Genomic DNA, 22,517 nt, shown 5'->3' on the forward strand with positions numbered 1-22,517 from the left:
AGTTTATTAAAATGTATTTTTTATATTAATTATGGATTTTTTAGTATAGTAAACATAAAATAAACATGAATATGGTTTTAATTGACGAGGGTGTTTGTTGAGTGTCATTATTTGCACGGGGAAATATTTAGGGTTGTTTTTTATACTACATAACGGCATTAAGGCTGTTTTATTATATGGAGTTAATACTTTAAAGATTAATGAGCAGATATTACCTTTTAGTATTAATAAAATAATAGGAGAAACTATAATAGGGGTTCTCATGAATGAACAGAATGCATTAGTCTTTTTTCCATACGCAGGTGGAAGTGCCAGCTCTTTTGAGATTTTAAAAAAAACATCTATCTGAAGAAGTTAGAATTATCTCTATGAGTTATTCAGTCAGCGAGTTTTCGGTGTCAAAAAACTCTACAGATTTTTTTAGTGTATTATTGGAAAACCTCAAAAATCAGCTTAAAGCATTTGAGGGAAAACTTACTTTTTTTGGTCACAGTATAGGAGCTATTATTGCCTACGAACTGGCGATATTGGGCTGTAATCATCTAAATATTCAGAGGTTAATTGTGTCTGCGTGTAAGCCTCCTGAATTATTGGTCAATTCTAAGATATTTAATTCAGAGGATAATGCATTCGAAAAAATCACACTTTTAGGTGGATTGCCTCAGATGGTTTCAAGTGACCCTATCAGATTGAAAAAAGTAAAGCATAAAGTTACTCGTGATCTTAGAGTATTAATTTACTATGCAAGAATGACTTACCCCAAGGTTAATTGTGAAATACATGCACTATCAGCTAGAGATGATTTTTTGGCTTCTGAAAATGAAATGAAGATTTGGAGTAACTACACAAATAAAGGATTCAGAAAAAGTACATTTGATGGTAATCATTTTTATTTCAGAGATAAATCGAAAGAAGTAGCACAGCTTATCTTGTAATAAAGTACTTAATAAAGGTCTATCATGAAAAAATTGGTCAATGCTGATTCTTATTTAGGAGCATCAGAATCACGTTTTTTTGGTTCTGGATATAAAAAAGTTGATTATATAATAAAAGAAGAAGAAATACTTAGTAATGAATATAAGTCTACTTTAACTCTAGTTTATCCTGAGGATTGGTCTATTAAAAGCAAAAAAAAACTAAATCCTCACTTAAGTAGTATTGATGTAATATTAATGTCGGCTTATGCAAGTGGAAAATTGCTTAACCAGTTTGACCACTCTTACTATAAAATAACTTCGATGATAATTCGTTCATCACGTGTTCCTGTCGAAAAACTGATAAATACTCCAATTAATATTGGTCTGAATCATTGTGAAGAGGGTGTAATTTACTTGCGAGGGAAAGTTGGGAATATGCAAGTTCAACTGAAAGTAGAAAGGAGAGAATTCAACGATAGACTATTGAATTCCATCTTTAGTCGTTGGGAGTTTAAAGATGTAAATCATGAAATAAATGATATTTTTTTAGAAAATAAATACAAAAGCAAAGCCTCAGTAATTAAGACTGCTTTTGGGGAAATAATCGATGATATTGATTATATAGATGCTTTCGTTTCAAGTTTGCAGATCGGTCAAATTCTTCTATATGAGTTAGATGGTATTACTAGGGAGGCTTCTAATAATCTTTGGATGCGTAGCATAAAGATAAATGAAGCTGATGCATGTAATAACCAAAAGGTTGGAACATTAGAAGTAACTTTAGAGAATACCTGCTTGACATATAAAGGAAACGATAAGTGGAGAAGTGCTGACATTGTTTCAAGTATTAATAATATTCAGGTTCGATGTTCTGTAGCACATCAACTAAACCATTGAGGTAGTTATAGTTATGGCAGTAAACGCAGTAAAAATTGTTGGATTAGGTGCATCACTACCTAAACATCAAGTTTCAAACAAAGGTATCTCAGAGTATCTGGATACTAATGATGAATGGATAACGACGAGAACAGGAATAAAAAACAGATTTCATGCAACTGAAGGTGAATACACCAGTTATTTAGCTTTTAAAGCTGGTAAAGCCGCATTATCTAGTATGAATATTGAGAATAGTATTGAGATTGATACTCTAATTGTTGCTACTTCAACTCCTGACAGATTATGCCCGGCCACAGCCCCTAAAGTTGCGACAATGTTGGGGTTGGGAAAAATTAGGGCATTCGATATAAATGCAGTTTGTACTGGTTTTGTGTATGGGCTTGAGTTGGCAGAATCATTTATAAGATCTGGAAAATCTAAAAGATTGATGCTTATTGGTGCAGATGTTTTTACTACAATTCTCGACAAAAATGATAGAACAACCTACCCATTATTTGGTGATGGAGCGGGAGCTGTAATTCTTGAACAAGGAGATGAAGAAAATATTCTTTCCACTTATACAGGAAGTGATGGCGAATATGAAAATTTAATTACCATTTTAAATGGGGGGAGTGAGTCTAAGCTTTCAGTGAGCAAAGATACGTTTTCAAAATCTTCATACTTCAAAATGGAAGGCAAAGAGGTTTTTTTGAAAGCCATTTCATATATGAAAGGTTCTGTTCAAAAAGTATTGGAACTCAGCAATACAAATACAAGTGAAATTGACTATATTGTCCCACATCAAGCAAATAAGAGAATAATAGATACCTTAACTCAGTTGTTTGATTTGAAAGAAACACAAGCGTTAATGAGTCTTGAGGAGTTTGGGAACACTTCAGCAGCATCAATACCACTAACGTTAGCTGTCCATGCCAGAAATAATACAATAAAACCAGGCAATAAAGTTGTTCTTACTGCGTTTGGTGGTGGAATTACATGGGGTGCTGCTGTTATTAAATGGCCTAACTCTGTATTTAGATCTATAGTTTTTTAACTAACTAACTAACTAACTAACTAACTAACTAACTAACTAACTAACTAACTAACTAACTAACTAACTAACTAACTAACTAACTAACTAACTAACTAACTAACTAAATGGATGCGATATGAAAGATATGATTTTTGAGAGAATTAAGTCTCTCCTTACAGATAAGTATTATGTTTCAGTTGATAAAATAACTGAAAATGTTATTTATGATGATCTTGAGTTAGACTCTTTAACTTTGCTAGAAATTTCAGTAGTACTAGAAAAAGAGTTTAATCTTAGCATACCAGACGGTCTGATTTCTTCAGATATGTCTATTGAAGCATCGATAAATAAAATTTTAAATAATAATGTTAACGAAACATGATTTATTTAATGAGACATGGAATTACCAGTTACAATTTGAGGGGGAGAATGTTGGGTCAGACTGATATTCCCTTATGTGAGATTGGTATAAAAAATGTAATAAATATTGTGCCTAAAATGAATCATCTTGGTATAAGATTGATTTATTGTTCAAGTTACATTAGATCAATACAGACGGCTAATATCATATCTTCAGTTATTGGGGTAAATGTGATTAAACGTGAAAATCTAAAAGAACGTCATTTGGGAGTTCTTGACGGAGAATTTAAAGATGCCCTCTGTTGGAGAGACGTTGTTAATAAGCTAGGTGAGAAGAATTTTACTCCTGAGGGCGGCGAAAGTGTTGATAACTGTCTGAACAGATTCACTAATGAGATGAAAAGGATAGCAAATTCAAATTTAGATGAAGAGAACGTGCTCGTGGTGTCCCATGGTGGGGTTATTACTCTTTTTATGCGATATATGCTGCACATCGATAATAACCTCTCTTTTCTTGATAACTGTAGCTTTCATATTTTAGATACAGACCGAAAAGGGAACTTTCATGTGAGTAAGTTAAATGTTAGTTTAATTTGAGGTGGATTGTGAGTATTAATATAGTTGTTTTCATTAAACCAAATATATCTGTATTCAGGTACTTTGGAGAAAAATTATCTCTTCTTCGTGAAGTAACTTTATTGGAAGAAGGTTGTGATATTTTTGATTTTTATACCTACGCAGATAAATATGTTCTCATAGAGCGGTGGGAGTCTCAGGAAAGTATTGATCTTCATATGAATAAAAATTACACACTTAGTTTTATCGAACAAACCAAAGATTCCTTAATTAGCACAGAAGTTTTTCGATTAAAGAATTTTTAGAGAATAATATGACTAAGATTGAATTCAATAAAATAGATATGCATGTTTTACTGACAGTATGTTTATCAATGTTTATAATTCCACTGACAATTACATCCTCCAGTATTTTAAATATTTCTTTAATGAAACATTATTCCCTTACCTATCAGGAAGCACAGTGGTTCATTAATATTTTTATGGTAATGTATGGTGCTTTCTTGCCAATTACAGGTTCTCTTTCTGATTTTGTAGGGCGAAAAAATATTTTTTTGCTTGGACTAATTTTCTTCTCCATAGGTTTTCTGCTGGGTGGTATAATCGATAACTATGCATATATTCTGTTTTTCAGAGCAATTTGTGGTATAGCTGCCGCAGCAGTAACAACATCTGCCACTTCACTACTGGCTTCACATATTGATGAGGCGAAACGGCCAAAAGCATTCTCGATCTTCGGTATTTTTTTAGGAGTAGGTATGATTGCTGGCCCTTTAGTGGCTTCTGGGTTTAATTATGTCAGCAGAGGATGGACTATTTTCAGTGTTATTACTGCATTAATCTTATTATTGCTTTTTATTTCATTAATATATGTTAGTGATAAAACTAGATACGCATATACGAAATTTGACTGGTTTGGCGGAATGGTTCTGACTCTTTTTCTTCTTTCAACAGTATCACTTATATCATTCTTGCCTATATGGTCAATAACTAACAGAAAAGTAGCATTCCTAATTATTGTATCTCTGATATGTGCTCTGGCTTTATATGGAATTGAAAAATCTGCTAAAAATCCCGTCTTAGACTTGACTATTTTCAAGAATAGGACTTTTTCATCCATGAGCATAACAACACTGCTTCTTGGTTTCGGGTATATAAGTATAATGTTCTATTTTCCGTATTATTTTAAGACTACTACTGATTTCACAAGTTTTCAGGTCGGTGTGATTATGACTGTTGCAACTTTGCCTTCTTTCATATTCCCACCAATCATTGCCAAGTTCAGAAGTTCACTCAATAATGGTTGTTTATTAAAAGCCACATTGGTTCTTCTAAGTGTATCCCCATTATATTTGAATTATGTCCTTGGTAGTGAAGGAATATTACATTACTGTGTTGCTATGTTCCTATTAGGTAGTTCTTTCGGAATATCCTTGTCGTATATTGATGGTGTTGCAGTTAGTTCTGTCGATGTTTATCAATCTGGATTGGCTGCGGGTACTTTTAACACATTCCGGATTGGTGGCGAATCAATTTCAATCCCATTAGTGTCTACTGTTATCACTTTATTAAATAATAAAATATCAAATAACAATGCATCAGGAATAATTATGAATAATCATTTTATCAACAATGTAGGAAGCAGATTAACAACTTCGACATCAATAACTTTGCTTGCTATGTCTTTTATTTGCTTAATTTTTTCAATACTAGTGTTAATTCTTTATTATACAAGCAAGAAACGGAACCAAGCATATGAAAATTTCCAGGAGTGATAATCCAGTATTGATTGTTGGGGGAGGTCCGGTAGGAATGCTGACAGCCCTTGAGCTTTCTTTATTTGGTATTAAATCAAAAATTATATCTAAATATTCTCGGTATTCTCCTCATTCTAAAGCTACAATTATCTGGCCTCGCGTGCTGGAAATATTAACACGGACAGGAGTATCAGAAATAATTATTGATTCTGGGCATTACTTCGATCAAATGAATTATTATTCCAATAAGAAAATGATTGGTAATATTCGATTTGATAAGCTGAAATACACTAATTATCGTTATGGAATTACCATACCTCAGTGGAAAACAGAGAAAATACTAGAAGATAGACTCAATGAAAATGGGATATTCATTGAATATGGTTGTGAATTTATAGATGGACATAATGAGAATGATGTAGTTAATGTTTCCCTACAAGATAATGCAGGACGTATATCTTATGAATCATATCAGTGGGTAATCGGTGCTGATGGATATTCAAGCCGAGTCAGAGAGTGTTTTGGATTTGGTTATAATGGATTCCAGATGGAAACTAAACTTGCTATTACGGATGCTGAGCTTGTAAGTGAATCGACCAGTCGTGAAGTTGGTTATTATCTCCATCGTACGGGTAACATGGTGTTAGCTCCAATTGGTGATGGATTATTTCGCATAGGTGCTAGTGTTCCTGCTAATTACAAAGGTGAAATCAATCGAGAATTCTTTAATAAATTGCTCAATGATAGAGTTCCCGGCAATAAAATTTTAGGGAACATGAATTTCTGCGGCATTTTTAATGCTCATGTAAGGTCTGCTTCTTCTTACAGATCTCAGAATGTTTTTCTTGTTGGTGATGCGGCTCATGTGATGAGTCCCTCTGGAGCTCAAGGGATGAATAGTGGGTTTCAGGATGCTGTGAATCTGGGCTGGAAATTGGCTGGTGTTATACGTAGTGAGTATGATTCATCTCTCTTGAATAGTTATTCCACTGAACGAATGAATGGGATTAATCGGACATCAAAATTATCTACATTTCTAGCAAATGTGAGTCTGTATAAGAAGTTTCCAGCGATATTTGCTCGTGATTTTGCCTTCAGGTTTGCATCCAAAACTGGCATCGTAGATAGGTTTTTATCACCTCGAATCGCCCAGATTGATATTCCTCATGGACAGCTGTCTGAAGGGATAATGAAACTTGAGTCAGGAAGACGAATTCCTCTTGAATGGAATAAAAGTACACTTTCGCCACATTTAAGCTTCACTAAGCATACCATTTTCTTCTGGCCAGGTGAGCATTACATCTATTCAGAGTGGGAAAAATACTTTGATTCGGCCACGAAAATTATCACTAGTGCAGTTCTTGTTAACTTGAGTGGAAAAGTTTTGGGACTTATCAAAGATCTTTTACCAACTAATTCTGCCTGCATCATTGTAAGACCAGACGGATTTATCGTTGATTTAGTTGATATTGGTAATATTTCATCAAATGAAGCTTTCAATATTCTCAACAAAAAGATTAATCAACAGTCTATATAAGGAGAAAGTAATGAGTAATATGTTAGTTAAACTAACTGAAGTTCAGGATATGACACAGGAACAACTGAGTGTATATGAGAAGTTCCCTTCAAACTTGACTCGAGGTTTGCTTTTAACCAAATGTTCTGCCGGACCTCATTTAGCTTTAGGAGGTGCTTTGACGAAAGGATATTTGAATGACTATGAGCGTGAAATCATTGTAATGCGTGTAGCTAAACTGATTAACAGCGAGTTCGAACGGATTATTCATTATCCGCTTGCAATTAAGGCTGGTCTGACAGAGCAGGAAATTAACGATATTGAGAATGGAAACTATGAGGCGATGGATTCACGCAGAAAAGCTATGATGAAATATATTACAGAGTGCATTCTTGACGGCAAAGCTTCAATATCATCATTCCGCAGTTTAAATGAATTCTATTCACAAGGTGAAATCGCTGATGCTACTCATCTCGCAGGGCATTGCTGGATGACAGCTATGTATTTGGCAAGTCTCGATATACCACTTGATGAACAAGAAACTTCGTGGTCCAGACTCACTGAGCTTAATAATTGAGGAGGGACATTTGCAATATTGTCACTTAGGAAAATCAGGGCTAATTGTGTCTAGGCTTGCTCTGGGGTGTATGTCCTTCGGAGACTCAACTAAAGGGGCTCACACATGGACTCTGGACTATACCCAAAGTAAGAAAATTATCACTAAATCGTTAGATTTAGGCATAAATTTTTTTGATACAGCCAATGTTTATTCAATTGGTTCAAGTGAAGAAATCGTGGGAACCTGTCTGAAAAAATATGCTAAACGTGATGATGTGGTCATAGCCACAAAAGTTTATGAGAAAATGACTGATTCTCCTTTGTCGGGAGGGTTGTCACGTAAGGAAATATTTACGCAGGTTAATGCCAGCCTAAAAAGACTCCAAACCGATTATATTGATCTTTATATAATTCATCGATGGGATGATAACACGCCGATCGAAGAAACGATGCTTGCTCTGAATGACTTGATTCAGTCAGGTAAAGTTCGGTATATCGGTGCTTCGTCAATGAGAACTTGGCAATTCATCAAAGCGCAATTCGTTGCCAGAATGAACGGATGGGCTCCGTTCATTAGTATGCAAAATCATTACAATCTCATCAATCGTGAAGAGGAAAGAGAAATGCTTCCTTATTGTGTTTCCGAAGGGATTGGTGTTACGCCATGGAGTCCATTGGCCAGAGGTAAACTTGCAAAGAGTACTGATACTACTCGTACACAATCTGACAAGGTATTGTCATGGCTATATGAATCAGCAAAGCAGAGTGATGAAAAAATAATTTCTGTTCTGAATGAGATCGCAGCAAATAAAGAATGTAAACCCGCACATGTAGCTTTAGCTTGGCTGTTATCTAAGCCATCAATCGCTTCACCAATCGTTGGTGTGACCTCAGTAGAGCAACTTATAGACAATACTTGTTGTATGAATGTATCTCTTAGTAATGATGAAATCGCTGCACTGGAGGAGTTCTATACTCCGCATGCTAGAGCCGAGTTATCTTAAAATAGTGGGGGATTTATGCGAGTCCAAAAACCGATCAATTCAGGATTTAGTGCGTCATCAACAGCCTCTGATGTACTTAAAGGTATTGATATTAAAGGTAAGACCGCTTTTATCACAGGCGGGCATTCTGGATTGGGATATGAGGCTACTAAAGCGCTATCAGAAGCAGGTGTTCATGTGGTGGTGGGAGCAAGGGATATGAGGAGTGCATCTAATGCATTAAGTGAGCTAACTAATATTACCATTCTTCCACTTGATCTTTCGAACATAAATTCTGTTAGGACATTGGCGGCTTATGTCAATGCTAATAAATATATCTTTGATTATGTGATTTGTAATGCTGGCATCATGGCTTCTCCAGAAAAACGGGTTGGTCCGGGATGGGAATTGCAGTTTGCTACAAATCATATTGGCCATTATGTACTGGTGAATCTCATATGGAACAATATCCGATCTGGAGGGAGAGTAGTATGTGTTTCATCTGCCGGACATCATAACTCTCCAATTCGATGGGATGACATTCAGTTTACCCGTGGTTATGACAAGTGGGTGGCATATGCACAGTCTAAAACTGCTAATGTGCTTTTTGCATTGCAACTGGATACGTATGGAAAAAACAAGAACATCAGAGCATTTTCTTTGCATCCCGGTAAAATATTTACCCCACTCCAACGGCACTTGTCTTATGAAGAGATGGCAAACGAAGGATGGATGGATAGGAATGGTAACCCGATTGACCCCACTTTTAAATCTCCGGCACAAGGGGCTGCAACTGAGGTATGGGCAGCAACAAGCCCAGCCTTGAATGAACAGGGGGGACTTTATTGTGAAGATTGTGACATTACCGGACTTGCATCAGATTATGAAGAATCCTTTGTCGGTGTTTGTGAATACGCGATTGATCCATCGGAAGCTTTAAGATTGTGGAATTTCACCGCTAATCTTGCAGGTGTAAATGTATTCGCAGCTAACTAAATCGCAAGTAGTCTCATGACAACCTAAGATTCCGGACAGAATACTATTTTTTATGGTATTAAGAAGTCTAACCCATTGTATTTTCTACCTTTGAAGGAGGATTGAGACAGAAATGGAGAAGACCATATACGAAGCTCAGGTTATCCAGAATTCGGGTTACAACGGGCTGTTCGTCGATAAATCAGGCTTTTTAAGGAAGGTGAATCCGCATTTGTCAGCAAATGATATTCCTATTCAGTGTCAGTGCTGTACGCATACATTTAACGGGATTCCTGTTCACCGCTGATTCAGGTAATTTTCACCATGGGAAAAAGAATTAAGTGCAGTATTTAACGCGCTTTTTCTGCATGTTACCCCTTTCAGCATGAATGAAAGCAACTGTCTTGAACGCGATTTTATGGCGTTATCTGATGATACGAATTATTCCATTCTTCATTTTTTCTAATCATCGCATTCAAGATGGTCAGCAGCTTGCGCATACAAGCCACAAGAGCCACTTTTTTGGCCTTACCCGCCGCCAGCAGGCGGTTGTAAAACGTCTTGATTACCGGGTTAAAACGGGTTGCCACGAGTGTGGCCATATACAACGCTGTCCGAACCCCAGCGCGCCCGCCAAAGATGGTTCGTCGACCCCGCATAGTTCCCGAGTCACGGTTAACAGGAGCAACGCCAACAAGTGCACTGATTTCCCGACGCGAGAGCTTGCCCAGTTCAGGGACTTCTGCCAGCAGGGCTGCTGTTGTCATTGCCCCAATGCCCTTGATGGCGCTGAGCCGGTCAGCCAGTTCCTTAAAATGAATCTGGATATGTTTATTCATATCTTCATCGATCCGCGCCAGCTCAGCTTCCAGTGCTTTAATGACAGTGTTGATGCTCTTTCTGCTCTGAGGATGCGCAGGATGTAGGCGATTACGCTCAGCAACCAGCATCGTAATCAACTGCCGTCTGCGCACCACCATGGCAGAAAGAATCTGACGTTCCGCATCTGGCAGCGCCCGAATAAACCGTTCTCGTTCGGGATGACGGTTTATCACTTCTGCCATCTGAGTCAGGACCTTGGCGTCAATGCGGTCAGTCTTTGCCAGATATCCCATGGCCCGGGCAAAATCTCGCGCTTGCCTGGGATTAATAACAACGACATCAAACCCTTCGGCCTGAAGCGAGCAGGCAACAGCAGATTCCAGTCCACCGGTGGCTTCCATCAGAATCAGGGACACGAGATGTTGCTTCAGTACGGACACAATGGCATCAAAACCATCAGGATCATTACTGGCGGTGAATGCCTCTACGCCAGTACTCACGGCGATATCTAATGAGGCTTTGGAAACATCGATGCCCACACAAAGTGGATTTGGCTGACTCATATTACCCTGCCTTGCAAATACGTTATGGATGACGGACAACTGTTCGGGTTTCAGATGAGTGGCTCAGTGTATGCGTCAATAGCTTTAAAACGGGCTTAAAACCCCAGGGCAACTCAGACTGCGTACACTGTGCCAAATCTAATCGTATTTATTTTAACCTACTTTTAAGATACAAGGCTGAATCGAAAAACGATAGGCTATTCCAAATCCGAAGAAATACACGATAAAGTGATAGGAACGTTTATTGAGCGTGAATACGACTTTCTCTAAGCAATCTAACCATTGGAAGCATGACCATATTTCCAAATATGCTCTAGATAAAAATGTTTAAAATCACGGTAATGCGACAGATGAAAAAGGATCAAAAGGGTCATGATTTCACTGGGATACATATGACCTTGTCGGCGGCGTAAACGATGCCCGCTATCGAGACAAAATTGTTCCCATTGAGGGATGAAAAAACGGCAAAAATCATCGACATCACAGAAAACTTCAACTAACTTGTCCATAGCCTGTTCCACCTCGGAGCGGTTTTTGGTGTGCACCAAAACTTTGCTCCCGGAACAGGCTTCTCGTCAATTTCTTATCCAGAATTTGGGTTAAGTTACTCAATGACGAGTCTGAGTCAGCAGGTTAAACTGATTAAACTTGGCAAAGTCAGAGGGCAGACTAAGCTCAATTCCTGTTTGGTCTGCCTTTCACATATTGAAAAGGAATTACAATTGATTATCCATAACTTCCCACTTAGTCCAAGTTCTTCCCATAATTATCTTTCGGTTCCTTCTCAAATATCTTACTTCTGATCATCAGCTATGCGCGTAAAGCGGACATGGTATAAGTCCAAAGTGTCTACGTTATCATGCGAAATTAATGTAATAAAAAACCCGCACAAGGCGGGTTCATTTTATTATCAGCAGAGCTTAGCTGCTCAGACTATTGCCTTCATCGCTATTGTAAGTGTCGCTAATAATTAGCAACGCTTACAGCGCTGTGACGTTTCCAGCTGCAGGGCCTTTAGCGCCATTTTCAATAGTGAAGGAGACTTGCTGACCTTCATCAAGCGTTTTGTAGTTGTCACTCTGGATAGCAGAGAAATGTACGAATACATCCTTGCTGCCGTCGTTCGGAGTGATAAAGCCAAAACCTTTATCTGCGTTAAACCATTTTACTAAACCAGTCATTTTATTAGACATAGATACTTCCTTTATTGATGAGCCACTAAGAGTGGCGATGATGGCCTGTAATTCGAGTTACTTATTTGGCACTTAGGAGGAGGCTCATGAAGAAGGATATCTGTAGATAACACCTGAACTGAGGACTGCTTTACTAAAACTGCTTTCATAAGGTCTGTATTCCAAACCGATGGCGATATTAAGACATAGATAAATTATTTTAGCAACGTTTATATTTTTTATTTTAACCAATTAAACTACTTAAACACCCTGCAGCTGATGTCCATTAGCTGCAGATCATGACAATATCAGACACTAATCTCCCAGGGATCGACAGATATTATAAGTATCCTGCAAAACCGGTCCATTCAATTTTAGAGGCCTTCCGATATGCGCGAGGAACGGACATCAACACCACCATCTGACCCAGTTCGATATATCGATTCTATCGAAGTGTTTTACAAGTGTGTTCAAAGGAATTGTCACCCAGATTATGCCAGTCAGAGACCTTTGAACATGCCTCCTTGTGAGGTTAGATTAACTCTACTGGTGTGAGGACAGTCCAATTTGTTGAAACTGCACAGAAGCAAGTTTTTCCGACACCTTCATCATTTCATCGTATTCCGGGTAGCCAGAAATCATGTCGCAAAAATAGTTGTGGTAGGCGGCAAGCCAAGAGAACTTGGAGAGCACCGCAGGGATTGGCGCATAAGCTTTTAGTGCTCGCTCAATTTGCTTCTTATGAAGAAGAAGAGATTTAGTATCAAGAAACTGCTGTTCATCACCATCAATAATACATTCTGTCAGATAGTTAAGAAAATAACGGCCATCAGGTCCTTTTAGCACATCTCTACGTTGTGGTGCAATTTCACCAGAGTAATAACCGATGTGTATATCCACCAACTTCATTGTTCTATCACAAAGAACGACTACGGGGTTAACGGCTACTTTGCTTTCTAGATGATATGCATCCAGCAATGCTGCTCCATAAACGCTATTTTCATCCATAAATAGCTGACCAACAGCAAGACCACCTCGGATAAAGAATCCTTTAAGCGCCATCTGGAATTGGTATTCTATGATAGACCAGAGAATGAATCCGAATTCTGATTCCATGTCTTCACTAAACTGAGGATGTGCTAGCACCACGTTATCAGTGAATGACTTGAAGTAAAGCATCGACTCGCTGGTGTTCTCCTTAAACTTGTCGATGCTTCTGGCGAGAATTTGGTGAAAATCCATCAGTAGAATATCTTCAGTCCCATCTTCATAGCTGGTGCGAATCCTCTCTGAGAAGCCCAAGACATCTAGAAAGGCACAATAGGACATCCGGTGAACAGGCATTCCAGAGTAGAAATAGTCAGACTTTTGTTGAGTGCTTTTGTATGTACGTTTTGTCATAGCATCGAAAGATTTTTAGTGAAATTTTAATGTTGCAGCTGAGCCACCCAGTGCTCGTGGAAATTAAACGGCTTTGGCGTCTCGTCTCTTGCGAGCTTTCATTGTGGGTCCCTCCAACAGGGGGTGAGTCCTGCGATTCAAGGATATGCTGGCTTTATCAGAGATAAGTATACTGGATCACATCTATGTGGTAGGGCGAGTACTATATCGCTATCCAGTGGCCTTTTTATTAGGGGGTGTTGACATTTTGTGAGGGGAATTTGAACAGCATGATGATCTGGTATCATTGTCTTCGCGAAAAAACTATTACCCCAGCTCATCATGCCAAGAACAATGTTATCAAAATCCTTATGGAATAAGCTAGTTATATTGATGCAACAAAGTGGATGTATTTACCACAAAGAAGCGCACTATCTGACTTTCGAAGGCATTCTTTATCGAATGAGAACGGGATGTCCGTGGCGGGATTTACCTGAGGAATTTGGAAAGTGGAATACGCTTTTTAAACGTTTTAATGCCTGGTCAAAGAAAGGTGTTTTTGATTTATTATTCAAATTGTTATCTAAAAATACAGACACCGAATGGTTATTCATTGATGGGAGTATTGTCCGCGCTCATCAACACAGTTCAGGTGCAGCTTCAACAGAAGATGAAGCCATTGGTAAGAGTCGCGGTGGACGTTCTACTAAAATTCATTTGGCCGTAGACAGTTATGGCTTGCCTGTCCATTTTGAGCTGTCAGGGGGGCAAACGCACGACATTGTGCACGCAGAAAGTTTGGTCACACATTCACCGGCATCCGATTTTGTGATTGCGGATAAAGGTTACGATAGCAGAGCTTTCAGAGAGTTCGTTGAAAAACAAGGTTCGACAACGGTCATTCCTTATCGGAAAAATAGCCGAAAATCTGATAAGAGTATTGATGATGTTTTATATCGTTATCGACATTTGGTCGAAAATGCGTTTGCCCGAATAAAACATTTTCGAGCTATTGCAACAAGATACGATAAATTAGCAAGAAATTACGCCAGTATGTTAGCACTGGCATTTGTCATTATATGGCTGCCAATGTGGGCAGAATAAATAATGATGAACACAAAACGTCAACAGCCCCTAGCTTCAAATGGGCAATATTTTATATATGACAAGAGACGGTTGGCTACATTTTTGGTAGAAAACATCCCTGTTTCGCGACGTATACAGCAAGAGGTAACAAGGATTGAAGATTTGGATGGATTCGACAGGATATTTGACTGTCGTGGTACAACATCTGTAATTAATGATCCTGCTTACATGTCACATGTAATACAGCCAGCACAAACGGCTTGCCGCTATCTCGTCCTATCTTTTCCCCCCGATTTGGATAGAAATGAAATGCGTTTCTGGTCTGAAATATTCCCCAATGGTAGTCGGCGTACTTTTTTTCATGATACCCGTTGGAGACAACAAAGTATCACTGGGGTGTTCCTGTTTACCTTCAAACGTTATTTCGACAGATGAACTACTCGCTGCTATAGCTGCAGAAGGAATTTCAGTTGTGCCGGAAAAGATCCTTTTCAGTGGTTACGTTGTACCTGAAAAACGATCGATGACCTGTTCAATCAATCATGTCACCCCTCTGGGCGATGCCAGCATTTCACCTTGCCCACTGAGTGAATACGGAACGCTTAACGCATTGTTTCAAATCAGGGAATTTGTTGATAACGCTTGTTTTTCACCCATGCTGTTTCAACGACCTAAGTACAATGAAATAGATCCACATCTGCCACAGGAGTTATTTTTATGAAAGACTACACCTGTATTTCAACAGCTCTATATCCGGGGAATGGTGAGCCTGTTCGTATTAATGTGGACACCCTTGATCATATTGCTGGAGTAGCCCAATTATGTAAAGGTTTTGACATTAACCCGGAAGATTGGCCCGATGGTTACGGTATTTCCAATGAAATTATCACGCTGTCTACACACCAGGGAACGCATATCGATGCCCCTCTTCATTATTCACCTGGTGCCCCTGATATTGCTGCTGCTGATATAAATCATTTTATGGGGCAAGCGGTAATTTTTACAGATCGCACATCTTGTGGCGCAGAAATAGAAATTGAGTGGTTGGAGTATTTACAGCGCCTTGATAACTATGCTGAACATGCACATGCGGTATTTTTTATTACCGGAGCCTACGAGCGTTATGGTGATCCCAGCTATTTTACTGAGTTTAAGGGGATACCTGTTCGTTACGTCGAGGCTGCTTTGGATCGTGGTTATACTTTAATCGGAACAGATGCATTCAGCGTAGATCCTCCTTTTGCCGTAATGTGCCGCGCCTATGTTGAAACGAAAGATCCCTCAAAACTCTGGCCAGCACATGTATTGGGGCGTAAACGCCCGTATTACCAAATTGAACGTTTGGCAAATCTCCAGAGTTTTGAATCTGCCAAACTGGTTGATTTTATTGCTTTGCCTATCAAGCTGCACTGTGGAGCAGCCTGGGCCAGAGCCGTAGCAAGGATTATAGAATGAAACATTTGTATATCACTCACGCTGCTGCAATTAACCCTCTTGGTAGTTCATTGGAGGAAATTTGGCGAAATATCATAAAAGGAGCTGTGGTTTACAGAAAAGCAAATCTTCCCGGTAATAGAAGTTTTTTCGTCGCTGAAACCATTCCAGGTACGGGTTCTGATATTGCAGCCTACGGGCGACTCTTTTCGGGTACGATCCGCAGGTTAGTTAACCAACTGAATATTACTGACCCTGTAGATGCTATTTTTTTTGCCAGTGCCGTAGGCAATCTTGCTGAAGTAGAAAATGAGATTTACTCAGATCGGCCAATTGCACTGGAACAACTTGATTTTGCATCAGTTGAACGCATTTTTTCCGATACACCTGCTTACGGAAAAAACACGCAATTTGTTTGTGTTCCAACAGGCTGTTGTGCCGGGCTTCAGGCCATTGGTCTGGCTAAAAATATCATGTATCAATTGGGATTTAAGCGGGCCTTGATAATGTCTCTTGATTTTGGTTTGACCCCTTTGGCATTGGAGGCTTTCAACAAAATCAATGCAACTTGTTCTTTTGATCCCAATTTAACGATGAGTCCTTCACGCCCATTCTGCCTTGATAGAAATGGTTTTCTCTTTGCGGATGGTGGCGGTGCGATCTTGGTCAGTACTGAGGTTCCTGAACATTCCGTACCTCGCATTTCTGGTTATGGATGTGTTTCCAGTGCATACCATATGACTGATATTGCGACTGATGGAGTCTCAATACGCCAAGGTATTGAATTGGCCTTAAAAGATGCGGGAGTAAAGGGAGAAGAAATAGATCATGTCAATCTTCATGCTTCCGGCACTCAACAAAATGATCAGGCTGAATACCAAGCATTAAAAGATGTGATTGGTACAAAACTACCGACTGTCACAACGTTTAAGGGAAATCATGGCCATGCTCTGGGAGGCGCTAATATTATTGAAGTTGCTTTAGCATGGAAAATGATGATAACCGGTACGCTTCCTCCAACGGCGCAAGATTTACCTGTTGATGCTTATCAGGATATACCCCCGCGTTCTCAGGCTTCACCATTTCAGAGCAAAGTGATGTTAAAAACAGCCAGCGGGTTTTCAGGCATTCACACCTCAATGATTATGGAGAATGATTATGTCTGAAACCTTTACGTGCATACTCAAACGAGATGTTGTTGAACTCACTAATTTGACAACAGCAGTGACATCATTGGTTACATACCGTGAGTTTGATGCACAACTCCCGCGCCGACAGCGTCCCAAATTATCATCGGCTACTCGACTGGCTGGTGGGCTTTGGCAGTATTATGATCTTAATCAACGGCTGGAAAAACTAGATGCAAATCCCCAAAAAACACCATTGCTGATCCTAAACCGCTACGCTAACTGGGATTACGTAATGGAGGTCATGAGCAGTGATATTGCAGTTACGCTTGACGGTGTGAATAGTTATGTCGCGACAGCATGGTTTCCTGCGAGTCTTCAAGGTTACCTCACCATTGAACAGGGTAACAAAGCGGAAGCACTGACACTGGCAACCAGTAACATCTGTATTCAGGCCGCTGCAATCGATAGTTTATTCCAACAGAACTTGGAAGGGGAGCGAGTTGGGGCTGTCGTTGTAGGCACTTTCGAATGTATTCCCAAACGTATCGGCACACGTTCTATTACTGAGGGTAAATCTGCCGCCTTTGGCGCCTTCAGCCTGATCTCATCAGAAGATAATGAGGCCGACATATTTGCAACTTTATCCATTCATAAGGAACTTTACCACCATGTCAGCAATTAAAAACAATCCTTTTGTATTTTCTCATTCTGCCAATATCCCAGTAGCTGCTGCTGTAAGAGTTTGGAACGCATGGAATGATCTTGCTGGCTGGCAGCGTTGGGATGCTTCTTTGGCAGGAACTGAAGCAACAGAAAACGGACTGTCTCTTGGGAAATGTTTTATGATTATTCCCAAAGTTGGATCTGGAGCTATTGCAGTCAATGTGACTGCGCTGATTGAAGGTGTTCATTTTACGACAACGGCGAACACTCCTATGGGGCTGCTTTGTTTCGGCCATACACTGATGCAGAGTGATAATAGCCAAAACGTCATCCTACAGCATTCCATTTGCGCTCTGTCAGCGGCTGATGGTTCCGTATTTCCACCTCCCTTGTTGGAAAAACTGCGGGCTGATGTAGTTACCAGCGTTGATGAACTATCCCGGCAGGTTCTTCAGGGAGCACTCGCAATATGAAACATTGGATTGCAGTTATCTCGCGGGCTCATGCCCGCCTTGCAGCCGATTCCGGTTTCCTTCAGGTATGTCATGGAAAGGCGGGACCATTGCGGAAGACCCGGGCTGGAGATGAAGTGTTTATATACTGCCCTCGAAGCGAAATGAAATCGGGAGAAATATTGAAAACCGTTGAATATCAATGTGTATTCACCAATGATGATATCTATCAGGTAGAACAGTTTCCCGGTTTTAAGCCATTCCGTAAAGACGTTATTTTTGACCCAAGCTTTCAGTCAGTTGTGCTCAAGGACATAGATGGATTGGAATTTACTGCTAACCCCCAATGGGGAATGCTGGCACGGAGAGGTTTTTTTGAGATCAGTACAAATGATGCCGCACGGATCAGAACAGCAATGAGGAGACTGACATGAAATCTTCAACAATTGTTGTCGTATTTGATCAGGTCTCACGAGCAGATTTTTTTAATCGTCTCGAATGGCCTTACCTCGTTAAATCTTGGTCAAAAACAATTTCATGGCATCAGCTGTCGGCTCACAAAGTTCAGCTTGAACTAGATGGATTGGATGAGATTGATAGCCTAACCATTACACGCAGGCGGCGTGGTGACCGCATTTTTATAGGTGCCCGCAACCGAGTTGGTGAGCTTATTCAGTCGGGTTTATGGGAATATGAACAGGAAAGTCAGCTATGTGTATGCTATCGGCGTGTTTATAAACCCGAGTTAGTCAACCTCCTTCGGGAAAGGTTGCCTGATTTTATCTGCTCAACATTTCTGAAATGAGATGGTCAATATGCCAAAATCATCCATGCCTATATTGATGATAATGGTATTGTCGCTTACCGCTTTTGCAGTCGGTTTATCCGAATTCATTGTTATTGGCCTGTTAGGTCAAATGGCTATCGAATTTGGTGTGACAATGCCACAGGTTGGTTTATTGGTGACCGTGTATGCTCTTGGGATAACTTTGGGGGCACCATTACTCACAATGCTAACCCTGTCTCACAGTGCCCGCTCTCTTGCAATAACCCTTATGCTGTCATTTGCGATTTTCAGTGCCGGTTCAGTCATCGCACCAAATTTTACTGTTCTGCTCATATTGCGTGCAGTTGCCGGAGTTGTACATGGTGCTTATTTCAGTATAACATCAGCCAGCCTTCCAACAGTTGTTACTGCCCGTCATACACCGCTTGCCATTGCTTTGATGTTTTCTGGACTCACACTCGCAATGGTTCTTGGGGTACCCACCGGGATGCTGGCAGCTGCACACTACGGTTGGCAGTTCCCTTTTGTTACAATTTCCATTATTGCAGGAATGAGTGTCTTTCTGTTGTGGTTTTCATTACCTAAAGAATTTGGCCCATCGGTAAAAACACAAAATCGTAAACTTGCGTTACATGCCACTCTGAGCAATTCAGCATTAATCAGGCCTTATTGTTTTACCATACTTGCATTTGGTGGCGGCTTCGTCTTTTTTTCTTACGCTGAGCCATGGTTGACAGAAACTTCGCGGTTAGATGCCCAAGCAGTTGCGTTAATTATGGGCGCGGTCGGTATGGGATCTCTCGTAGGCAACATTTTGGGAGGGATTCTTCCCGGAAAAGCGGGTTTACCTTCAGCATTGACTTTCTCCGTTGTACTTCAAGCCACAGGACTAGTGGGATTATCTTATGTCGTCAATCCTATAAATCAGACAATCTGCCTGATGCTGTGGAGTATCGGTGCATTTGCCACCGCACCAATGGTTCAGAGCTGGGTGGTTTCTTATATAGAGACGTCTAATGCTCGTGTTTCTGCTAGCCTTAATGTATCCGCTTTTAATCTGGGGATGTCACTGAGTTCCTTTATTGCCACAAGACAAATTGCAGTAGATGGTATGACTCACTTACCCCTTACTGCAGCGGCCTTAGTTATTCTGGCTGTGCCTTTTTGTTTTGTTCGCCGACAAGCGTTATGAACCAAACTAATTTTTGTTTTGGAGAAGTGAAATGTTTACGTGGAATTATAGTGAAGAAATCGTTACTGAAGCGACACCTGAACAAATCTGGGCAATGTGGCAGGATGTTTCGTCATGGCCTGGTTGGGACAAAGAAATTAAGTGGGCAAGGTTAAATGGAAATTTTAAGAAGGGTTCTACCGGGCGAATGAAACCCATTAGTGGGCCTGAAGTTAATTTTACACTGAACCATGTTGAACCTCTACATTCATTTTCTGACGTTGCAAAATTACCTTTAACAACCCTTGTTTTTGATCACGAGTATATTAATTCAACAGATACTTTGCCAGCACGTATCCGCCATTCTGTTACGATGAAAGGATGGCTCGCTCCAATGTTCGGTCATCTGATTGGAAGTAAGATTAAAAATCATTTGCGGGATGCGATGACAGAATTAAGCCGGCATGCACTGATTGGTGACAAAATTCAGTATTAGATGTCCACAAATTTATATACAACACTCTGTTGGTTTCCATATCTTAAGTAAGAATAGTGAACTGGGCGAGGCGGTAACGTCTCACCCAATTTGATATTCTTTTACTGGCGGATAAGCCGTCCCGTCAGAGGGACATTTTCGTAATTGCTTCTGAAAGGGTTAATATCCAGCCCGCCCCGCCTTGTATAACGGGCGAATACGGTTAATTTTTCAGGCTGGCAATAATGCATGATATCGTTATAAATTCGTTCTACGCATTGCTCGTGAAACTCGTTATGTGTTCTGAATGAGATAAGATAGCGCAGCAGTTTTTCATGATTAATTTTTGCGCCCTCATACCGAATAACAACACTTCCCCAGTCAGGTTGGTTAGTGACCAGACAGTTTGATTTTAAGAGATTTGAATGCAATGTTTCAGCGACAATATCCGTTTCCACAGAAACGGCATTTGTCAGTATCGTAGCATCAAAGTCATACCCGTTTATTTCGATATCCAGATCATCCAGTGACTGGCCTGAGAATTGATTTATTTCATGACCGTATCCTTCAAGATGAGGATAAAGTTTTACTTCCACGGGTTGGCCAGCTGTCTGGGACAGATCTTTTTTCATTGCCCGGATCACATCATCAGTTGTTTCAAACTTAGTTTGGTTGAAGCTGTTGAGATAAAGCTTGAATGATTTAGATTCAATCAATCCTGGGCTGGTTGCAGGAATGGTGAATTCACCGATTGCTACTATCGGTTTACCTTTACTGTTCAGCCAGGAAAGTTCCCAGGCAGTCCAAAGATCAAAACCCTGAAATGGCAATGCATCAGAACTGATATTGATAACTTCGCGTGCGAGTGATCGCGGAAGAGTTTCAAGTAATTCTGGAGAATAACTTTGTACGTAATCGGTTTTTGTTCCAAGATGGGTCAGTGACTCTTTAATATCCATGATTGTTTCTCTCCTATGAGTTTATATATTTTCTGAATAATGCTCGGGCAGCATAGATAGGCCCAACACCGACAATGGCGTAGGTTATTTTGATAATAAACTGGGAAAAAATAATGGTTTTAATCGTGTTGGCGTCAAGCGTGTTATAAAATGCCAGTGTACAAAAAATAACACTATCCAGTGCGGCCGCTATTGTTGTACTGGTTATGATACGAATAAAAAGATAACGGGAGTTGGTCAGTTCTTTGATTTTACATAACAGCCATGAATTGACATTCTCAGAGACGATATAAGCAACTGAAGACGCAACAAGAACAGCAGTAATACTCTGGACAATTCCAGCATAGGCTTCTGCTAATCCCCATTCTTTAAGACCTGGCAGTATTGCCGTGAACATCAGGCCGAGAACAAACAGGATATTGGTAATAAACGAAAAAAAGAATCGCCTTTCTGGCCAGACGGAGACCGTAAAACTCATTGAGTATGTCAACGAGAATGAATGTTAAGGGGTAAAAAAAAGACTGCCACGGGTATCACCATATTAATATAGGGAATACTTATTGGTTTTATCCCTGTAATGGTGCAAAAAATATAGATAATGGCCAGAGAAAGCGCAATCACCAGATAGGCGAACCAGGAACGTTCGTGCCGATCAGTGAGGTCATAAGCGGTTACCGTATCCTCACTGCCATACATCCGGCGATAGATCTCCCTGAGTTCATTTCGGTTGAGATCCTCTGAGACCTGGCTACTTTCCAATTCCTTTAACGGTATGCTAATGCTTTTCCCTGTAGATAGTACCATGATATTCGCTCTTATTACGTTGTAAGAGCGACTAAAACCCAATAGTTTATATTTTTGATTATCTGACAC

The 22,517-nt window shown here is 39.9% G+C and carries 27 protein-coding genes and 3 pseudogenes; 24 read left to right on the top strand and 6 right to left on the bottom strand.

Annotated elements, in window-relative coordinates; translation table 11 throughout:
- The first annotated feature begins 97 nt into the window (after positions 1-97).
- From PXH59_RS17850 to PXH59_RS17905, 12 genes are all read left to right on the top strand, one after another.
- Positions 98-349 carry a hypothetical protein gene (locus tag PXH59_RS17850; protein WP_285809439.1) on the top strand — a complete coding sequence of 84 codons (252 nt, stop codon included), beginning with the start codon at positions 98-100 and terminating at the stop codon, positions 347-349.
- Between the two features lie 19 nt (positions 350-368).
- On the top strand, positions 369-935 hold the full coding sequence (locus tag PXH59_RS17855; protein ID WP_285809441.1) for a thioesterase II family protein: 567 nt from the start codon (positions 369-371) through the stop codon (positions 933-935).
- A 24-nt stretch (positions 936-959) separates the two neighbouring features.
- The gene (locus tag PXH59_RS17860) at positions 960-1,814 is read left to right on the top strand and encodes an AvrD family protein (protein ID WP_285809442.1); all 855 of its coding nucleotides are present in this window, start codon (positions 960-962) and stop codon (positions 1,812-1,814) included.
- Between the two features lie 13 nt (positions 1,815-1,827).
- Entirely contained in the window at positions 1,828-2,847 is a 1,020-nt protein-coding gene (locus PXH59_RS17865) for a beta-ketoacyl-ACP synthase III (protein ID WP_285809443.1), read from the top strand.
- 115 nt (positions 2,848-2,962) lie between these two features.
- A complete protein-coding gene (locus PXH59_RS17870) occupies positions 2,963-3,208 on the top strand; it encodes an acyl carrier protein (RefSeq protein ID WP_285809444.1) in 246 nt (81 codons plus the stop codon).
- 8 nt (positions 3,209-3,216) lie between these two features.
- Positions 3,217-3,783: a histidine phosphatase family protein gene (locus PXH59_RS17875; protein ID WP_434223328.1), complete on the top strand. Its 567-nt coding sequence runs from the start codon at positions 3,217-3,219 to the stop codon at positions 3,781-3,783.
- An 8-nt stretch (positions 3,784-3,791) separates the two neighbouring features.
- A complete protein-coding gene (locus tag PXH59_RS17880; protein WP_053460688.1) occupies positions 3,792-4,067 on the top strand; it encodes a putative quinol monooxygenase in 276 nt (91 codons plus the stop codon).
- Positions 4,068-4,075: 8 nt separating this feature from the next.
- A complete protein-coding gene (locus PXH59_RS17885; protein ID WP_285809446.1) occupies positions 4,076-5,536 on the top strand; it encodes an MFS transporter in 1,461 nt (486 codons plus the stop codon).
- Positions 5,517-7,055, top strand: coding sequence for an FAD-dependent oxidoreductase (locus PXH59_RS17890; protein ID WP_047771181.1), 1,539 nt, complete (start codon positions 5,517-5,519; stop codon positions 7,053-7,055). The genes PXH59_RS17885 and PXH59_RS17890 overlap by 20 nt, the downstream gene beginning before the upstream one ends.
- 10 nt (positions 7,056-7,065) lie before the next feature.
- Entirely contained in the window at positions 7,066-7,611 is a 546-nt protein-coding gene (locus PXH59_RS17895; protein WP_053014317.1) for a carboxymuconolactone decarboxylase family protein, read from the top strand.
- 10 nt (positions 7,612-7,621) lie between these two features.
- Entirely contained in the window at positions 7,622-8,596 is a 975-nt protein-coding gene (locus PXH59_RS17900) for an aldo/keto reductase (RefSeq protein WP_285809448.1), read from the top strand.
- 15 nt (positions 8,597-8,611) lie between these two features.
- Complete coding sequence (locus PXH59_RS17905) at positions 8,612-9,571, top strand: oxidoreductase (RefSeq protein ID WP_285809450.1); 960 nt, start codon at positions 8,612-8,614, stop codon at positions 9,569-9,571.
- Between the two features lie 395 nt (positions 9,572-9,966).
- Here the strand turns inward: PXH59_RS17905 and PXH59_RS17910 are convergent, their stop codons facing one another.
- Positions 9,967-10,935 (bottom strand): IS110 family RNA-guided transposase, encoded by a 969-nt coding sequence (locus PXH59_RS17910; RefSeq protein ID WP_285808913.1) that lies wholly within the window; start codon positions 10,933-10,935, stop codon positions 9,967-9,969.
- 174 nt (positions 10,936-11,109) lie between these two features.
- On the opposite strand from PXH59_RS17910, the pseudogene PXH59_RS17915 reads away from it, so the two are divergent.
- Positions 11,110-11,205: pseudogene (locus tag PXH59_RS17915) on the top strand (IS1 family transposase); the annotation flags it as partial.
- Positions 11,206-11,225: 20 nt separating this feature from the next.
- Here PXH59_RS17915 and PXH59_RS17920 read toward each other — a convergent pair.
- The 3 genes and pseudogenes from PXH59_RS17920 to PXH59_RS17930 form a co-directional block, all read right to left on the bottom strand.
- Positions 11,226-11,444 (bottom strand): annotated as a pseudogene (locus tag PXH59_RS17920) (IS982 family transposase); the annotation flags it as partial.
- A 471-nt stretch (positions 11,445-11,915) separates the two neighbouring features.
- Complete coding sequence (gene cspE / locus PXH59_RS17925; RefSeq protein WP_047769059.1) at positions 11,916-12,128, bottom strand: transcription antiterminator/RNA stability regulator CspE; 213 nt, start codon at positions 12,126-12,128, stop codon at positions 11,916-11,918.
- A 522-nt stretch (positions 12,129-12,650) separates the two neighbouring features.
- Entirely contained in the window at positions 12,651-13,508 is an 858-nt protein-coding gene (locus PXH59_RS17930; protein WP_285809453.1) for a hypothetical protein, read from the bottom strand.
- Positions 13,509-13,829: 321 nt separating this feature from the next.
- Between PXH59_RS17930 and PXH59_RS17935 the strand changes: the two genes are divergently transcribed.
- Genes PXH59_RS17935 through PXH59_RS17985 form a run of 11 tightly spaced genes read left to right on the top strand, consistent with a single transcriptional unit; the run spans position 13,830 to position 20,706 of the window.
- Positions 13,830-14,591, top strand: coding sequence for an IS5 family transposase (locus PXH59_RS17935; protein WP_285809454.1), 762 nt, complete (start codon positions 13,830-13,832; stop codon positions 14,589-14,591).
- A 3-nt stretch (positions 14,592-14,594) separates the two neighbouring features.
- On the top strand, positions 14,595-15,008 hold the full coding sequence (locus tag PXH59_RS17940; protein ID WP_285809455.1) for a hypothetical protein: 414 nt from the start codon (positions 14,595-14,597) through the stop codon (positions 15,006-15,008).
- A 37-nt stretch (positions 15,009-15,045) separates the two neighbouring features.
- Positions 15,046-15,294 (top strand): hypothetical protein, encoded by a 249-nt coding sequence (locus PXH59_RS17945; protein WP_285809456.1) that lies wholly within the window; start codon positions 15,046-15,048, stop codon positions 15,292-15,294.
- The gene (locus PXH59_RS17950) at positions 15,291-16,028 is read left to right on the top strand and encodes a cyclase family protein (RefSeq protein WP_285809457.1); all 738 of its coding nucleotides are present in this window, start codon (positions 15,291-15,293) and stop codon (positions 16,026-16,028) included. The genes PXH59_RS17945 and PXH59_RS17950 overlap by 4 nt, the downstream gene beginning before the upstream one ends.
- Positions 16,025-17,173, top strand: coding sequence for a beta-ketoacyl-[acyl-carrier-protein] synthase family protein (locus tag PXH59_RS17955; protein ID WP_285809458.1), 1,149 nt, complete (start codon positions 16,025-16,027; stop codon positions 17,171-17,173). Before PXH59_RS17950 ends, PXH59_RS17955 begins: the two co-directional genes overlap by 4 nt.
- Positions 17,166-17,819: a hypothetical protein gene (locus PXH59_RS17960; RefSeq protein ID WP_285809459.1), complete on the top strand. Its 654-nt coding sequence runs from the start codon at positions 17,166-17,168 to the stop codon at positions 17,817-17,819. The genes PXH59_RS17955 and PXH59_RS17960 overlap by 8 nt, the downstream gene beginning before the upstream one ends.
- Positions 17,806-18,273 (top strand): SRPBCC family protein, encoded by a 468-nt coding sequence (locus PXH59_RS17965; protein ID WP_285809460.1) that lies wholly within the window; start codon positions 17,806-17,808, stop codon positions 18,271-18,273. The genes PXH59_RS17960 and PXH59_RS17965 overlap by 14 nt, the downstream gene beginning before the upstream one ends.
- Positions 18,270-18,686, top strand: a complete 417-nt coding sequence (locus PXH59_RS17970) for an EVE domain-containing protein (RefSeq protein ID WP_285809461.1) — start codon at positions 18,270-18,272, stop codon at positions 18,684-18,686. The genes PXH59_RS17965 and PXH59_RS17970 overlap by 4 nt, the downstream gene beginning before the upstream one ends.
- Positions 18,683-19,057: a hypothetical protein gene (locus PXH59_RS17975; RefSeq protein WP_285809462.1), complete on the top strand. Its 375-nt coding sequence runs from the start codon at positions 18,683-18,685 to the stop codon at positions 19,055-19,057. Before PXH59_RS17970 ends, PXH59_RS17975 begins: the two co-directional genes overlap by 4 nt.
- Positions 19,058-19,067: 10 nt before the next feature.
- Entirely contained in the window at positions 19,068-20,231 is a 1,164-nt protein-coding gene (locus tag PXH59_RS17980) for an MFS transporter (RefSeq protein ID WP_285809464.1), read from the top strand.
- Positions 20,232-20,262: 31 nt separating this feature from the next.
- Entirely contained in the window at positions 20,263-20,706 is a 444-nt protein-coding gene (locus tag PXH59_RS17985) for an SRPBCC family protein (RefSeq protein WP_285809466.1), read from the top strand.
- Between the two features lie 101 nt (positions 20,707-20,807).
- Here PXH59_RS17985 and queF read toward each other — a convergent pair whose 3' ends face one another.
- Together queF and PXH59_RS17995 are read right to left on the bottom strand one after the other, a co-directional pair.
- Positions 20,808-21,644: an NADPH-dependent 7-cyano-7-deazaguanine reductase QueF gene (gene queF, locus PXH59_RS17990; protein WP_285809468.1), complete on the bottom strand. Its 837-nt coding sequence runs from the start codon at positions 21,642-21,644 to the stop codon at positions 20,808-20,810.
- A 13-nt stretch (positions 21,645-21,657) separates the two neighbouring features.
- Positions 21,658-22,517: pseudogene (locus tag PXH59_RS17995) on the bottom strand (queuosine precursor transporter).

Origin of the sequence: Xenorhabdus bakwenae, from assembly GCF_030272115.1 — a bacterium.
GTDB classification, from domain to species: Bacteria; Pseudomonadota; Gammaproteobacteria; order Enterobacterales; family Enterobacteriaceae; genus Xenorhabdus; species Xenorhabdus bakwenae.

Excerpts from the sequence above, each read along its gene's own strand:
- PXH59_RS17980 (WP_285809464.1), top strand. The coding sequence starts at position 19,068 with ATGCCAAAATCATCCATGCCTATATTGATGATAATGGTATTGTCGCTT.
- PXH59_RS17875 (WP_434223328.1), top strand. The coding sequence starts at position 3,217 with ATGAGACATGGAATTACCAGTTACAATTTGAGGGGGAGAATGTTGGGT.
- PXH59_RS17895 (WP_053014317.1), top strand. The coding sequence starts at position 7,066 with ATGAGTAATATGTTAGTTAAACTAACTGAAGTTCAGGATATGACACAG.
- PXH59_RS17960 (WP_285809459.1), top strand. The coding sequence starts at position 17,166 with ATGTCTGAAACCTTTACGTGCATACTCAAACGAGATGTTGTTGAACTC.
- PXH59_RS17970 (WP_285809461.1), top strand. The coding sequence starts at position 18,270 with ATGAAACATTGGATTGCAGTTATCTCGCGGGCTCATGCCCGCCTTGCA.
- PXH59_RS17940 (WP_285809455.1), top strand. The coding sequence starts at position 14,595 with ATGATGAACACAAAACGTCAACAGCCCCTAGCTTCAAATGGGCAATAT.
- PXH59_RS17950 (WP_285809457.1), top strand. The coding sequence starts at position 15,291 with ATGAAAGACTACACCTGTATTTCAACAGCTCTATATCCGGGGAATGGT.
- PXH59_RS17910 (WP_285808913.1), bottom strand. The coding sequence starts at position 10,935 with ATGAGTCAGCCAAATCCACTTTGTGTGGGCATCGATGTTTCCAAAGCC.
- PXH59_RS17955 (WP_285809458.1), top strand. The coding sequence starts at position 16,025 with ATGAAACATTTGTATATCACTCACGCTGCTGCAATTAACCCTCTTGGT.
- PXH59_RS17865 (WP_285809443.1), top strand. The coding sequence starts at position 1,828 with ATGGCAGTAAACGCAGTAAAAATTGTTGGATTAGGTGCATCACTACCT.
- PXH59_RS17855 (WP_285809441.1), top strand. The coding sequence starts at position 369 with ATGAGTTATTCAGTCAGCGAGTTTTCGGTGTCAAAAAACTCTACAGAT.
- PXH59_RS17975 (WP_285809462.1), top strand. The coding sequence starts at position 18,683 with ATGAAATCTTCAACAATTGTTGTCGTATTTGATCAGGTCTCACGAGCA.
- PXH59_RS17965 (WP_285809460.1), top strand. The coding sequence starts at position 17,806 with ATGTCAGCAATTAAAAACAATCCTTTTGTATTTTCTCATTCTGCCAAT.
- PXH59_RS17890 (WP_047771181.1), top strand. The coding sequence starts at position 5,517 with ATGAAAATTTCCAGGAGTGATAATCCAGTATTGATTGTTGGGGGAGGT.
- PXH59_RS17930 (WP_285809453.1), bottom strand. The coding sequence starts at position 13,508 with ATGACAAAACGTACATACAAAAGCACTCAACAAAAGTCTGACTATTTC.
- PXH59_RS17870 (WP_285809444.1), top strand. The coding sequence starts at position 2,963 with ATGAAAGATATGATTTTTGAGAGAATTAAGTCTCTCCTTACAGATAAG.
- PXH59_RS17860 (WP_285809442.1), top strand. The coding sequence starts at position 960 with ATGAAAAAATTGGTCAATGCTGATTCTTATTTAGGAGCATCAGAATCA.
- cspE (WP_047769059.1), bottom strand. The coding sequence starts at position 12,128 with ATGTCTAATAAAATGACTGGTTTAGTAAAATGGTTTAACGCAGATAAA.
- PXH59_RS17935 (WP_285809454.1), top strand. The coding sequence starts at position 13,830 with ATGCCAAGAACAATGTTATCAAAATCCTTATGGAATAAGCTAGTTATA.
- PXH59_RS17905 (WP_285809450.1), top strand. The coding sequence starts at position 8,612 with ATGCGAGTCCAAAAACCGATCAATTCAGGATTTAGTGCGTCATCAACA.
- PXH59_RS17985 (WP_285809466.1), top strand. The coding sequence starts at position 20,263 with ATGTTTACGTGGAATTATAGTGAAGAAATCGTTACTGAAGCGACACCT.
- queF (WP_285809468.1), bottom strand. The coding sequence starts at position 21,644 with ATGGATATTAAAGAGTCACTGACCCATCTTGGAACAAAAACCGATTAC.
- PXH59_RS17885 (WP_285809446.1), top strand. The coding sequence starts at position 4,076 with ATGACTAAGATTGAATTCAATAAAATAGATATGCATGTTTTACTGACA.